We start from the raw sequence: 13,651 nt of genomic DNA, 5'->3' as shown, positions 1-13,651 counted from the left end.
CGCGCCTCAGGCGGTCGAGCTGGTGGGAAAGCCCAGGGTCAGGGCGGTGCGGATCAGGGCCGCCAGGCTCTTGACCCCGAACTTCTCCATGATGTGGGCGCGGTGGGCCTCGACCGTGCGGTGGCTGATGCCCAGCTTCTTGCCGATGGTCTTGGCCGACATCCCCGCGGCCAGGCAGTCGATGACGTCGCGCTCGCGCGCGCTCAGCCGGGCCAGCAGCATGTCGGCGTTGGCCTTTTCGGCGTTGACCTGACGCAGCTCGCGGTGCTGGGCCAGGGCCGCGTGCACCGAGTTCAGCAGGGCCGGCGGCTCGAACGGCTTCTCCAGGCAGGCGACGGCGCCGGCGTGCAGGGCGGCGACGGCGTTGGCCAGCTGGCCGTCGCCGGTGATGACCACGAAGGGCAGGTCGGGGCGGATGGCGCCGGTCTCGGCCTGGACCTCGCTGCCGCTGAGGTCGGGCAGGTGTAGGTCGACGACCACGCAGCCGCCTTCGGCGTCTTCGACGCCGGCCAGGAATTCCGAGCCGGTGGCGTAGGTGGCGACGGCGTGGCCGGCGACCTCGAGCAGGATGCGCAGGGATTCCCGCACCGCGCCGTCGTCCTCGACGACGTGAACCACCAGGCGCTCATCCGACACCGACGTTCTCCTCCGGCGCTGCGGGCAGGGAGACGCGGAACCGGGCGGCGCGGCCCTCGCTCGCCTGGGCCCAGACGCGGCCGCCATGGGCCTCGACGATCATCCGGCTGACGCCGAAGGCGACGCCGCCCGGCGGGTCCGACGGCTGCGGCGGCGATCCGGCGGGATGCTCGGACGGCGGGTCCAGGCCTTCGCCGTCGACGGTGATGATCCAGCCCTCCGGGGCGGCCTCCAGGCCGATGCGCAGCCTGCGCCGCAGGTCGCCGTCGGCGGCCTCGACGGCGTTGCGGGCGAGGTTGAGGATCACCTGCTGGATCTGCACGCGGTCGATCAGCGCCCAGGCCGGCCCCCTGGCGCGGTTCGGGGTCTGGAACTGGAGGCCGGCGCGGCCCAGGCCCGCCTGGGCCAGGGCCGCCGCCTCCTCGATCACGCCGCCGAGTTCCTCGCGGCGCATGCCGCCCTGGTCGTTGGCGCTGAAATCGCGCAGTCGGCGGACCAGCTGCCCGGCGCGCAGCACCTGGTCGGTGACCTGGTGGACCAGGGCCCGCGCCTTGGCCGGGCCGTCGGCGTCGCCGCTTTCGAGCAGGGTCTCGGCGGCGAAGGCGTAGTTGGCGGCGGCGGCCAGGGGCTGGTTCACCTCCTGGGCGATGGCCGGGGCCATCTCGGCGGTCGCGCCGAGGCGGGCCATGTGGGCGAGGTCGCGTTCCAGTTCGTGCAGCCGCCGCTCGCCGCGCTGCTGGGCGCTGAGATCGTGGAAGACCCCGACGAACAGGCGCAGCTGTCCAAGCTCGACGCCGGTCAGCGACAGTTCGTAAGGCGTGCGCGCGCCGTCGGCCTGGATGGCGGTCAGGGTGCGCGTCAGCGAACGCCCGAGGGCGGGTTCGCGGCCCAGGGCGGCGATGTGGCTGCGCAGGGCCAGGCTGGGCGCGAGGTCGTCGATGACCCGGCCCTCGGCCTCGCCGGGGCCGCAGTCCAGCAGGTGCGCGGCGGCGGCGTTGGCCGAGACCACGACGCCCTGCGGATCGAGCACGATCATCGGCTTGGACGCCGCGTCGCCGGCCGCCGCCGCCGGTTCGGCGGCGGCCAGGGGCGGGCGGACCGCCTGGGCGCTGAGGTCGCTGATGATGCTGACGTGGCCGAGGAACAGGTCGTCCGGCCCCAGGCGGGGCGCGGCGGCGTCGAGCACGCGGCGGTGGCGGCCGTCGCGGCCGACCACCCGGTACTCTATGCGCAGCGCCTCGCGCCGGGCGGCGGCCTCGGCGAAGCGGGCCTGGACGGCGCCCAGGTCCTCGGCGTGGATGCGGGCGAACCAGTCGTGGCCCAGGGCGGCCTCCGGCTCGACGCCGGTCAGGTCGCACCAGCCCCGGTTGACGTAGACCGCCCGCCGCTCGCCGTCGATGACCCGCACGGCGCAGGGGGCGTTGTCGCACATGGCCTGGAACCGGCGCTCGCTCTCGCCCAGCAGGATCTGCGCGCTCTTCAGGTCGTGGATATCGAGGAAGGCGCCGAACCAGCCGGCTTCGCCGTCGCGCCGTCGCACGGGGCGGCTGCGGGTGCGAATCCAGCGGTACTGCCCGTCGCGCCGGCGCAGCCGGTAGTCGATCTCGAAGACCTCGCCGGTCCGCAGGCAGCCGCGCCAGGTCGAGACGACGCGGTGCTGGTCGTCGGGATGGATGGCGTCGGCCCAGGGCGCCTTGCCGGCCTGCGACGTTCCGCCGCCGCCGATGAAATCGTGCAGGGCGGGGCTGACATAGTCGATGCCGCCCGCCGGGCCGGCGGTGAAGAACATCTCGGGGATGTCGCCGACGGGCAGGTCGGCGCCCGCAGGCGCGGCGCTTTCCATCAGCAGCGACAGCACCAGGCCGGCGTCGAGTTCGAAATCGACCACCAGGCCGGACCAGCCGCCGCCGTCCGACCGCGACAAATTAGCCCTATGGACCCGCACCGCGCTGGCGGAGGTGAAGTCGAACACCTTGCGAAGGCGCACGCCGTCCCCGGCGATCAGGGCGTCGGCGGCGTCGCCGCGCACCAGCTCGCCCCGGTCGACGCCGCCCGCGAGGGTCAGATAGGCCTCGTTGGCGGCGATCAGACGGCCGCCGCTCCAGGCCGCAGCGGGCAGGTCGGCGTTGCGCAGAAGCCTTTGAATCGCCGCCTCGTCGTCGGCCCCGGCCCCCGGAATCGGGAACGGGCCTTCTTCAATGACGATCATGGCCGGGCAGATCGTGGCGCATAGTCAGCTCCCCTTTCCCCCTGAATATCACCCTATGCAAACATAGTTCCGGTTGCGTCCGTTGGGCTTAGTACGCCATTTCGATGACCTTTCGATAAGTATATCTACTTACGTAAGTGCACGAATTCCATTGTTGGTCAGATGAGGGGTAGCTGTTGCATTGGGTGGTTGGGAGAATAACATGGGTGGCAGGGTCACAATTCATACTGGATACGGCGAAATATTCAACCGTGCGGCTAAATTTACAGTCGTGAGTTGTAAAAAGGACGCTCCGGTATATGGCGAGGAGACGCCGGCGGACAGCTGGTACGAGGTCTGCGCCGGCGTGGTGCGGACTTGCCGCTATCTTCCGGACGGTCACCGGCAGGTGACGGGCTTCTTTTTTCCGGGCGACCTGATCGGCGTCGACGGGCCCATGCGACGAGCCGCCGCAGAGGCGGTGACGCCGGCGGTGCTGCATCGCTACGACCACCGGCTGATCGACTGCCCGACCGAGCGCAACGAGGCCGACGCCTCGCTGGTCGACCGCGTGCTCAAGCACGCCCTGCGCAGCGCCGAGGACCGCGTGGCCCTGCTGGGCCTGCGCAGCGCCGCCGAGCGGGTGGCCGGCTTCCTGATCTCGATGTCGGCGCAGGCCGGACAGGACGGAACCATCGAGCTGCCGATGTGCCGGCTGGACATCGCCGACCACCTAGCCTTGACCACCGAGACGGTTAGCCGGACGCTCTCACAGTTCGCGCGTCGCCGACTCATCGGGTTTTGCGGCCCTCAGCGGGTCAGGATCCTGGATCGGTGCGAGCTCGAGGACATGGCCGGCGGGCCGGGGACGGCCGCCGCCAACGAATGGGAGATCAGACGGGACAATACGATCGCCGGTGATCGGGCTCGCGTCATGGCCGCCGTGGCGGCGCCCGATGCATCGGCTTGGACAAGGCGATCACCTCAATAGAAAAAGGGGGGAGCTATGCCAGTAAGTCGCAAGGAGCTTACGCGTGTCGTGAGTGGAGCCGCGTTACTGGCGGCGGCGGGTGCGCCGCAGATCGTCCACGCACAGGCGGCGACGCCCGATGTCGCCGCCCAGATCCAGAGCCTTGAGGCCCGTCTCGCCAAGCAGGAGCGGCAGCTCCAGGCGCAGCAGGCCGAGCTGGCCGACCAGCACAGGCAGATCGTCCAGCAGCAGACGGTGATCAGCCGCCAGACCCAGCAGATCGACGACCTGGGCGGCGTGCGCAACCAGATCCTGCGCGACCTGCGCGGCGCCGGCTACAACGTCTACGCCAGCAGCGCCCCCGGGCCCGAACAGTCCGTGACGGCCATCCCGCCGCCGACGGCCCCGTCCTCCGCCCCTCCGACCCAGATCGCAGCGGCGCCGCAGCAGCCGGTCGGCGAGGCGCCGCCCGACGAGCGTCGGCCGCAGCTCGCCGCCGTGCCGCCGGAGTCCAGCGTGCTGACGCCCCATGGCAAGCTGGTGATCGAACCGCAGATCGAATACACCAACACCGCTTCCCACATCCTGGTGTTCCGCGGCGTCGAGATCGTGCCCGGCATCCAGCTGGGCGTCATCGAGGCCAGCGACACCAACCGCGCCGCCGGGTCGGCGGCCATCGACGCCCGCTACGGCCTGACCAGCCGGCTGGAGGTGGAGCTGCGGGTGCCTTACCTGTGGCGGGCCGACCGCATCAGCGTGGTGCAACAGCGTGACACCCAGATCACTCGCGAGATCTCGCTGCAGGACCAGGACATCGGCGACATCGAGTTCTCCGCCCGCTACCAGATCAACCAGATCAAGCCGAACTTCCCGATCTTCATCGCCGGCCTGCGGGTCAAGTCCGACACGGGCAGCAACCCGTTCACCGTGCCGCGCGACCAGTTCGGGGTCGAGGAGAAGCTGGCCACCGGCTCGGGCTACTGGTCGGCCGAGCCGAGCATCACCATGCTCTATCCGACCGACCCGGCGGTGATCTACGCCACCGCCAGCTACGCCTACGGCTTCGAGCAGAGCATCAAGAAGACCATTTCGGGCGTGACCATCAACAAGGTCGAGCCCGGCGACGTGGCCACGGTCAGCATGGGCATGGGCTTCGCGCTCAACTCGCGCTTCTCCTACTCGCTCGGCTACAAGTACGCCTACCTTTGGCCGTCGGCGATCGACTTCCCGGGCGACCGCGAGCGCTCGAAGAGCGCCCAGGTCGGGGTGGTCGCGCTGGGCTTCTCGTTCCGGCTGACCGACCGCATCTGGATCAACTCGACCTACGAGTTCGGCACCACGGCCGACGCCCCCAACACCCACATCATGTTCCGCATCCCCATCACCTTCTGGTGATGGCGCCTTGCGGCGGGACGACAAGAAAGGGCCCGGCGCTCGCGCCGGGCCCTCAGTCGTCGGGGCCGGGAGGCCTTGCGGGAGCCTCAGCGGTGCAGGGCTCCGATCGCCGCGGCCGTGCCGGCGGCGTTGAGGGCGAAGCCCAGCTGCTGGGTGTTGATCGCGCCCTGGAACGCGGCGCTGTTGGGCAGGGTCAGGGTCACCGCCAGGTCCTGGGTGATGACCTGGTTGCTGGCGGTGTTGAGCAGCAGGTTCTGCACCGCGCCGTTGCTGGCGTTCTGGATCAGCACGGTCTGGCCGGCGTTGAGCAGGTAGCTGTTCTGCCCGGTCACAGAGGTCGAGCCCAGGCCGGCGTTGGTCAGCGCGGTCTGGATGTCGGCCAGGGTGGCCGGCATGGCTCCGCCGAACGCGGTCTGCTGGGTCACCGGGCCGGTGGGGGTCCAGGTCAGGGTGGTCTCCAGCGCCAGCTGCCCGCCGACGAAGGTGCGCATCACCGCGCCGAAGTCGAAGGCGATGCCGTCGGCGACCAGGAAGCCGCCGCGCTGTTGGCTCAGCACCTCGTCGCCGACGGGGGCGACCGCGTCCCAGCCGTCGCAATGGGCGGGCAGGGGGGCGACGAGGGCGACGGCGGCCGCCAGCAGCGGCGCGATGTGGCTTCGCAGTGTCATGGGACGCCTGCCGTGGGATTTCTGAGGTTGATGGTCTGGCCGCCGGTGGTCAGTTGGTACATCGGGGCCATGGACATGGTCAGGTCGGCCAGCGCCCAGCGCGGCAGTGAGGCCACGGTCGGGGCGGTCGACCACGGGTCCCATTCGCTCTGGTCGTTGAACACCGGGGCGGCGGCGGACGCCGGCGGCTTGCGCACGGCGAAGACGATGCCGTTCCAGATGCTCTGGAACTTCGGCCGGGTGATGGTCAGCAGGCCCAGGGCCGGGTCGCCCACCAGCACCTTGTCGTCATGAACGCCCTTGATGACCACGAAGTGCTTGTAGGGGCCGATCTGGATCAGCGCGATGGCGGGCGTCTTGAGCTTGGCCAGCTGGTCCAGCGGCATGCGGTAGCCGTCGGCCATGTAGCCCTGGCTGTCCAGGTAGCGCTTCATGTCCAGCATGGAGAAGCCGGCCCGCTTGATCTGGGCCTGGTCGCCGCTGCGCCACATGGCCGAGAACACGTCGCTTTCGACCGTCGGCCGGCCGTAGTGATAACGCAGCAGGGTGGCCACGGCGGCCGAGCCGCAACTGTAGTCGTACTGCTGGCGGACCACGGTGCGGAAGGGGATGTCGCGCCAGCTGACCACCTGCATGGAGAAGGAGCCGCCGTCGGGCACCACCTGCATGCTGGAGGCCGAGGCCTGGCCGCCGAAGGCGACGGCGCCGAGCGCCGCGCCCAGCAGGGCCGCCCCCAGCCCCACGCGGAGGCGCGGGCTGCGGATCGCGGCGCACCGCGGCGCGGATGACGGGCGTTTGGACATCGTGCTCGACCCCGAAGACGGCCCGGTCAACGCGCCAGGACGATGTTGACCGTGACGTTGCCTTGCAGATTGTTGTTGTTGCCGGTGTTGAACACGAAGTTGCCGATGCCGGTGAAGTTGGACATCACCGCGCCGCTGAGGGCGATCGACCCCGTCGTCAACGAGCCGGCGGCGCTGACCGTGTTGCCGGTGTTGGTGGCGTTCAGGTCTTGAACGGAGACGAGTTGCGGATCGACGCCCTCGCCCTGCAGGCCGGCCAGGTCGGCGGCGGGCAGCGCGATCTTGTCGGTCGACGCGGGCGCCGATGCGGGCGGCGGAGTCGTGGCCGGCTGCGCCGTCGGGCCGGTCATGGCCGGATCGGTCTGGGCGAGCAGGGCGGCGACCGCCGGGCCGGCAAGCTGCATGATCATGGCGACCTCCCTGAACCGAGGGCTGCGCCCCCGATGCAAAAGGATTGGATCGGAGGGCGAACCCTCCGATCCAACCAGCAGGCTCTGTTAGTTGTGGCCGAAGGAGACGTTGGCGTTCGCAGCCACGCCGGTGTTCGACTGCACGTTCGAGCCGAGGCCGGTGTTGTACGAAGCCGTCTGAATCCCGGCGAAGCTTTGATAGGCCGCGCCGGCGATGTCGATCGCGCCGGTGTACACCGGTTGGTTGTTGCCGCTCGAAGCCGCGCCAGCCGCACCCGCGCCGCCAGCCGCGCCGGCGCCGACGCCGGCCAGGAGGCCGATGCCGAAGCCGCTGCCGCCGTCACCGCCGGACCCGCCGGCCGCCGCCGCTTGGTTGGCTTGCATGTTGAAGCCGTTGCCGCTGACGTTGCCGTTCAGGGTTTGGTTGTTGGTGGCGGTGTCGACCGACAGGCTGACATTGCCCACGCTCACGTGCGTGGAGCTGTCGGTCCAAGTGTTGCCGGCCCACAGGGTGTTGCCGTCGACTTGCAGGTTGCCGTTGTCGTGGTTGCTGTTGTCGTTGTTATGGTTGCTGTCGGCGTTCAGCTGATTGCCGATGGCGCTCAGCAGGCCGAGGTTGCCCGACGTGTTGTTCGTGCCACCTTGTTGGGCGTAGGCGGCGCCCGAGAAAGCCAGCCCCAGGGCCGCGGCGGAGACCGCAGCAAGAACTGAATACTTCATGGTCGTTCTCCAGGTATTCAGATGGATCCAAGTAAACGGCTATCGAGGCACGAGTACGTGCTGCAAAAGCCACTTCCATACCCCCGCAGCTCGTCGAGAGTGCTGTGACCCTACGGTCGCCGACTGTGCGGCGACATGATATTCGTCAAGGGGGTCAAATCTTCGCCGGAATTCTATTTTCCCAAGGCGGATATAGACTTGAAATATTGGTCGCCTGACACGCGAAAACACCGCTAATAGCGGCGTGCGGGCGGCGAGACCTCTACGGATAGTCGGTGGGCGGCGGGGGCGACGGCGGCCGGCGCCGTTTTGTCGCAGGCCGCTCCGCCGTGGGCGTCAGGCCACGGCGGCGGTCGGCTGGACGTGGTGGACGGCGATCGGGCTGATCGGCAGCAGGTGGGCCAGGCGCACCAGGGCGGCCTGGTTCTGGCATCCCGTCTTGCCGAAGATGCGCCGCAGGTGCGTGCGCAGCGTGGCCACCGAGATCGACAGCTTGCGGGCCACCTCGACGGTCGACAGGCCGCGGGCGAGGTTCAGGGTGACGTTCTTCTCGGCCGGGGTCAGCTGGTGCAGGGCGGCCAGCCATTCGCAGTTCGGCTCGGCGCCGTCGCTGTCGACGATCCAGGCGATGGTCCAGCGCGACCGGGTGAGCGGCTCGTCGTGCAGCGGCTCGATCACCATGATCATCCGGTGCTCCTCGTCATAGGCCCCGAGGGTCAGCGGATGAGCGTCGCGCCGTCCCTCCATGGCCGACCAGAGCAGGCGGTCGAAATGCTTCTTCTGCGGCGGCCAGACGGCGAGGCGGCCGTCGGTCTCAAGCACCGGGGTTCCGGACTGCAACAGGTCCCGGGCCCGGCTGTTGGCGAAGGCGATGCGGCCGCTTTCGTCCAGCAGCACGGCGCCGACATGGATGCGGTCCAGGATGAGGCCCAGCGACGGGCCGACGAAATCCCAGGGCGCAGATGATTCCATTCGTGCACTCCCTCATGTGAACGCTCAGGCGAAACTATGTAGGGATGGATCGGTGCAGGGGGACTACTGAATTTTAAGTAGGTGAACTGCCGTACGTGACAGCATACAACTACGACGGTTTTTGATTCGCCAATATGCGGCGGAACGCCTCAGGTGTTTGAGGGGCGACATCTTGCCGTAATGATGTTTCAGGTGAATTGAAGATTGAAATGTATATTTTAATGAGTTCTCGGCTGTCGTCGTGAACTATGAGTAAGGGCCGCTTCGCCTCCTGTTCTCGGCCGGCTTTTCTCTTCTTTGATATATTTGACGTTGTAAAACATTCTGGCAGGCGGAGTGCAACTAAACCCAGGGATGCAAGAACAAGCGACTTGCCACGACTGTGGCGAGTATAGAGCCCGGTCGGGACGCTCGCTGTGCTAGAGCGTGGTGCTGACCGTCCAGGTGGCGCTGGAGACGACGCCGTGGTGCGACAGGTGCGCGGTGATGGCGTCCAGGTCCTCGGCGTTGGCGGTGGTCGGCACCAGGGCGGCGGCCAGCTCCACCAGGTCCTCGCCTTCGGACAGGGTCTGGATGTCGCGGATCGGATAGTGGTGGCGCTCCAGCTCCTCGTAGAGCAGGTCGCGCGCGGCGGAGATGTCGGCCGGGGCGCAGATGACGTGCACTTGATAGAGCGCCTCGGTCTCGCTGGCGCTGAGGGGCTGGCGGTTCATGTAGTTGACCAGGGGGCGCAGCAGGGTGTTGCCGGCCAGGATGAAGACGGCCACGGCGGCGGATTCGGCCAGCAGTCCCGCCCCGGCGCAGGCGCCGACGGCCGCCGAGCTCCACAGGGTGGCGGCGGTATTGAGGCCGCGCACCTGCAGCCCTTCCTTCATGATCACGCCCGCCCCGAGGAAGCCGATGCCGGACACCACATAGGCGATGATCCGCGTCTGCCCGTCGGGACCGGTCAGTCGTCCGCCCAGATGGACGAAGGCCGCAGCCCCCACCGCCACCAGCACCATGGTGCGCAGGCCGGCGTTGCGCTGCCGGTACTGCCGCTCGACGCCGATCAGCCCGCCGAGCACGAAGGCGGTGCCGAGGCAGACCAGGGCGTTGATGAAGGAAGGTCCGTTGAAGATCAGGGGCTGCAAGGGTCACCTCCCGGGGCGCGAGCTTAACGGGCTTCGCCGCCGGCGCCAGGTCTCCATCGTCGCCCGCGACAGGCGATTGGAGCAGCGCAGCGCCGCCAGCAGGCCGTCGCCGCGGATCAGCTTCATCCGATAGAGCAACCGCGCCGCGCCGAGGACGAGCGAGGCGGCGGCGAGATAGGCCGCCGTCGGCAGGCGCGGCGACGCGCGGCGGGTGTGTTGGGTCATGGCGGTCATCGCGGCCTCCGATCATGCGGCCCGACGAGGGGCCCGTCGCCGTCCCGGTCGGGGCGGCGGCGGGCGCGGTCGTCTTAGAACTGGCCGTGCAGGCGCACGGCGAAAACGGCCACCGGACCGCGGTCGCGGTTGTAGCCGGGGTTGTTGATGAGCTGGCCGTCCAGGCTGACATGTGCGCCCTTGGCGACGGCGACGTCGTAATAGCCTTCGAGGATCTGCTCGGTCCCGGCGTTGGGCAGCCGGCCGTCGCCGACCAGGATGCCCGCGCCCCCGGCGGCGAAGTAGCGCTCGTGCGCGCCGGTTATGCCGTTGACCACGCCGGCCAGGCCGATGGTGTCGTCGGGACGGCCCCATTTCGCGCCCTTGAGCGACAGGCCCGCCGACACCGTCCGGTCGATGTCCGAGAAGTCGAACGGCTCGACGTCGCCGTCGGCGAAACCGGCCCGGGCGAACACGCCCAGATCGTCGCGAAGCTGCTGTTCGAGGTTGATGCTGATCCCGCTCCGGCTGCGATAGCGCCGCACGGCGGCGGTGTCGGCCGGCTGGCCGCTGGCCTGGGCCAGGCGGACGGCGTCGTCGAACGAGCCCATGCGCGCGCGGCTGAGGAAGGCGGTGACCTTCACCTTGCCCGGCCGGCCGCGGAAGGTGTGCCGCTCCTCGATCTCGGCGACGCCCTGGCCCTGGTCGAAATGCTTGTCGAGGTGTTCGCTGTTGGGCACGTCCGACAGGTCGAACAGGCCGCCGCGCACGGTCCAGCGGCCGACGTACCACTCGGCCGCCGCCCCGATGGTGTAGCCCCAGGCGTCGGCGGCGTAGTCGAAGCTGCCGGCTTCGATCGTCGACCAGTTGAGGAAGTCGCCGCGCGGGTCGTGGGCGTACTGGTTGGTGTCGAACACGTCCGGCACGCCGAACTTGCCGGCGGTGATCACCAGCCGGTCGGCCGTGCGCGAGCCGGCCAGCTGGTTCTGATCGGCCTCGACCGTCTCGCGCTCGCCGCCGAGGTCGATGGTCTGGCGGACGAACAGCCGCTGCAGCTTGAAGTAGGGCTTCGAGCGGCCGACCTTGTAGGCCTCGCCGCTGGGGAAGCCGGCCGCGCCCAGGGTGTTGCTCAGGCCGAAGCCCTGGTCGATCTCCGGGTTGATCCAGACCTCGGCGCCCGGCCACAGGCGCAGCCCCGCGAACAGGGTGACGTCGACGGTCTCGCGCCCCCGCGCCGCCGGATCGAGGCTGTTCTTGCCGCGATAGGGCGAATGGAAGCCGAGGTTGCCCTGGGTGACGAAGGTCGCCTGGCCGTGCACGGCCCAGGCCTGGCCGGCCGGCTCGGCGACGGGCGTCGGGCCTTCCAGGGGCGTGCGGGAGGAGGCGACGGTGGTCGGCTGCTGCGGTTCGGCGGCCTGGCCGTCGACGGCGGCGAGCGCCGGGGCGGCGGCCGACATCCCGAGCGCCAGGCCGACGCCGGCCAGGATGGGCCGCCGCAGGTCGGCGAAGCCGGCGGACTTGAAACGCATGAAGACAATATCGGTGGGCCGAGCCATAGAAACCCCTCTGGCTGCTCGGTTGACTATCGGTCCCGCGTCGGGGCGCCGGGACGAACTCTATTGATGCGGCGCGACAGACTTGTGAGCGGTCGGCTGCGGCGGGGCGTGATGGCGCGGCGCGTCGGAACGGTCGATCAGCAGGACCACCATCGCCAGGACGGCGCAGGCGGCGACCGTCACGAACAGGCCCAGCAGGCCCCGTTTTGCGCCCCGCCGGTCGCCCTCGCGCGCGAGGGGCGGCTCAGGGGGCGGTCGGCGCCGTCGTTTCAGTTCCAGATCGTCGAGCATGGCGGTGTCCCCGAAACCGGCGTCAGGCGTGGCCGACGAAGGCGAGTTGGGCGATACGGAAGAGGACGAGTCCGCCGGCGATGACCAGATAGGCGCGCAGCACGGTCATCCAGGTTTTCTCCAGCCGGGTCAGCCCCGGCGGCGGCAGCTGGTCCAGGGGCGGCATGCGCCATTCGGCCCGGCCGGCGCGGTCGATGACCTCATCGCCGCCGCGCCGCCACAGGACCGAGGCCAGCCAGGCGAGCAGGGTGATGGCGGCGCCGCCGACCAGGACGCCGATGATCACGCCGCTGCTGATGTCGGGATAGAGCACCGAGGCGGTCAGGATCACCGACAGCATGACCAGGGCGGCGATCACCGCGCCGGTGAACAGGTTCAGCCAGCGGCCGTTGCGCCAGGGACCGAGCACGGCCTTGTCGTTGCACAGCAGCAGCAGGAACACCGTGGCGCTGGGCAGCAGCACCCCGGCCAGGGTCTGCACGGCGTTGGTCAGCAGGCCCAGCGGCGCGCCGGGCGCCAGCACCAGGGCGGCGGCGGCGGCGATCAGGCCGCCGTAGATCAGGTAGAAGCCGATCGCCTCGCGCGGCTTGCGGTGCAGCGAGTGGTTCATCTTGAACACGTCGCCGATGGCGTAGGCGGTGGCGAGCGAGACCGCCCCCGCGCCGATGATCGAGGCGTCGATCAGGGCGATGGCGAACAGCACCCCGGCGACGTGGCCGGCGTGGCGCTCCAGCCCCACGGCCACGGCCTTGGCGTCGGTGAACTGGCCGAACTCGGGCCGGCCGGCGAAGGCGGCGGCGGTGAAAGCCATCATCGCCACGGCGCCGACCACGACCAGGAGGATGCCGAGCACCAGGTCGGCCTTCTCATAGGCCATGAAGCGCGGGGTGATGCGCTTGTCGATGACGTAGCTCTGCTGGAAGAACAGCTGCCAGGGCGCGACGGTGGTGCCGACGATGGCGATGATCAGCAGCATCACCTCGCTCAGCTTGCCGCCCTTGGGCAGCTGCGGGACCAGGAAGTCGTGGGCGATCTGGCCGACGGGCGGATGGGCCATGAACACGATCGGGGCCACGGCTAGGCTGCCGAGCACCAGCACCATCATGAACCGCTCGAACCGGCGGAAGCTGCCGGTCGAGGCCGCGATGATGGTGACGGCGGCGGCGGCGACCACGCCCCAGATCTTGGGCAGGCCGAGATATTCCAGCCCCAGGGTGACGCCGATGAACTCGGTGACGATGGTCAGGGCGTTGAGCAGGAAAAGGTCGATGACGCTGAACGCGCCCCAGAAGCGGCCGAACCGCTGGAAGATCAGGCGGGCGTGGCCGACGCCGGTGACCACGCCCAGGCGCAGCACCATCTCCTGGTTGACGAACAGCACCGGCACCAGCAGCAGCAGGGTCCACAAAAGGCTGGTGCCGTAGTTCTGGCCGGCCTGGGTGTAGGTGCCGAAGGCGCCGGCGTCGTTGTCGCCGACCATGACGATCAGGCCCGGGCCGACGATGGCCATCAGGGTGACGAGGCGCTTCTTCCAGGTGTCGCGGGGCGCATGGTCGTGCTGGCGGATCGAGCCGAAGGCGCCCTTGATGTCGCCCTTGTGCGCCGCGTCGAGATGGGCGCTGGACGAGGCCGCGTCCGGATGCGGGGAGGACGGCGTCGCCGGAGCTTGCACGGATGCGTCTAGGACGGACATGGG

General features: G+C 69.4%; 14 protein-coding genes. 2 read left to right on the top strand and 12 right to left on the bottom strand.

The genetic code is table 11. From position 1 onward, the window contains the following. Positions 1–6 precede the first annotated feature (6 nt). Together C5708_RS09575 and C5708_RS09570 are read right to left on the bottom strand one after the other, a co-directional pair. Positions 7–636 carry a response regulator gene (locus C5708_RS09575; RefSeq protein WP_242920400.1) on the bottom strand — a complete coding sequence of 210 codons (630 nt, stop codon included), beginning with the start codon at positions 634–636 and terminating at the stop codon, positions 7–9. Then, positions 626–2,845 (bottom strand): PAS domain-containing sensor histidine kinase, encoded by a 2,220-nt coding sequence (locus tag C5708_RS09570; RefSeq protein WP_242920399.1) that lies wholly within the window; start codon positions 2,843–2,845, stop codon positions 626–628. Before C5708_RS09570 ends, C5708_RS09575 begins: the two co-directional genes overlap by 11 nt. A 271-nt stretch (positions 2,846–3,116) precedes the next feature. Between C5708_RS09570 and C5708_RS09565 the strand changes: the two genes are divergently transcribed. Next, positions 3,117–3,815, top strand: coding sequence for a helix-turn-helix domain-containing protein (locus C5708_RS09565; protein WP_242920397.1), 699 nt, complete (start codon positions 3,117–3,119; stop codon positions 3,813–3,815). Between the two features lie 48 nt (positions 3,816–3,863). Further along, complete coding sequence (locus C5708_RS09560) at positions 3,864–5,189, top strand: SlyX family protein (protein ID WP_242920395.1); 1,326 nt, start codon at positions 3,864–3,866, stop codon at positions 5,187–5,189. 86 nt (positions 5,190–5,275) lie between these two features. Here the strand turns inward: C5708_RS09560 and C5708_RS09555 are convergent, their stop codons facing one another. From C5708_RS09555 to C5708_RS09510, 10 genes are all read right to left on the bottom strand, one after another. Next, the gene (locus tag C5708_RS09555; RefSeq protein ID WP_242920393.1) at positions 5,276–5,857 is read right to left on the bottom strand and encodes a hypothetical protein; all 582 of its coding nucleotides are present in this window, start codon (positions 5,855–5,857) and stop codon (positions 5,276–5,278) included. Continuing rightward, positions 5,854–6,600 carry a C39 family peptidase gene (locus C5708_RS09550; RefSeq protein ID WP_242920392.1) on the bottom strand — a complete coding sequence of 249 codons (747 nt, stop codon included), beginning with the start codon at positions 6,598–6,600 and terminating at the stop codon, positions 5,854–5,856. The genes C5708_RS09555 and C5708_RS09550 overlap by 4 nt, the downstream gene beginning before the upstream one ends. A gap of 86 nt (positions 6,601–6,686) precedes the next feature. Then, positions 6,687–7,070, bottom strand: a complete 384-nt coding sequence (locus C5708_RS09545; RefSeq protein ID WP_242920390.1) for a hypothetical protein — start codon at positions 7,068–7,070, stop codon at positions 6,687–6,689. 87 nt (positions 7,071–7,157) lie between these two features. After that, a complete protein-coding gene (locus C5708_RS09540) occupies positions 7,158–7,790 on the bottom strand; it encodes a hypothetical protein (protein ID WP_242920388.1) in 633 nt (210 codons plus the stop codon). 336 nt (positions 7,791–8,126) lie between these two features. Beyond that, positions 8,127–8,762 carry a LuxR C-terminal-related transcriptional regulator gene (locus tag C5708_RS09535; RefSeq protein ID WP_242920386.1) on the bottom strand — a complete coding sequence of 212 codons (636 nt, stop codon included), beginning with the start codon at positions 8,760–8,762 and terminating at the stop codon, positions 8,127–8,129. Positions 8,763–9,181: 419 nt separating this feature from the next. After that, complete coding sequence (locus C5708_RS09530; protein WP_242920384.1) at positions 9,182–9,895, bottom strand: MgtC/SapB family protein; 714 nt, start codon at positions 9,893–9,895, stop codon at positions 9,182–9,184. A 3-nt stretch (positions 9,896–9,898) separates the two neighbouring features. Beyond that, on the bottom strand, positions 9,899–10,129 hold the full coding sequence (locus C5708_RS09525) for a hypothetical protein (RefSeq protein ID WP_242920382.1): 231 nt from the start codon (positions 10,127–10,129) through the stop codon (positions 9,899–9,901). A gap of 74 nt (positions 10,130–10,203) precedes the next feature. Then, the gene (locus tag C5708_RS09520; RefSeq protein WP_242920380.1) at positions 10,204–11,637 is read right to left on the bottom strand and encodes a carbohydrate porin; all 1,434 of its coding nucleotides are present in this window, start codon (positions 11,635–11,637) and stop codon (positions 10,204–10,206) included. Between the two features lie 87 nt (positions 11,638–11,724). Then, the gene (locus tag C5708_RS09515; protein ID WP_242920378.1) at positions 11,725–11,955 is read right to left on the bottom strand and encodes a hypothetical protein; all 231 of its coding nucleotides are present in this window, start codon (positions 11,953–11,955) and stop codon (positions 11,725–11,727) included. Between the two features lie 22 nt (positions 11,956–11,977). Further along, complete coding sequence (locus C5708_RS09510; RefSeq protein WP_242920376.1) at positions 11,978–13,627, bottom strand: Nramp family divalent metal transporter; 1,650 nt, start codon at positions 13,625–13,627, stop codon at positions 11,978–11,980. Positions 13,628–13,651: the final 24 nt, after the last annotated feature.

It is taken from the genome of Caulobacter sp. CCUG 60055 (genome assembly GCF_022750545.1).
Taxonomy (GTDB): domain Bacteria; phylum Pseudomonadota; class Alphaproteobacteria; order Caulobacterales; family Caulobacteraceae; genus PUIC01.
This window is presented reverse-complemented; position numbering and strand designations above follow the sequence as displayed.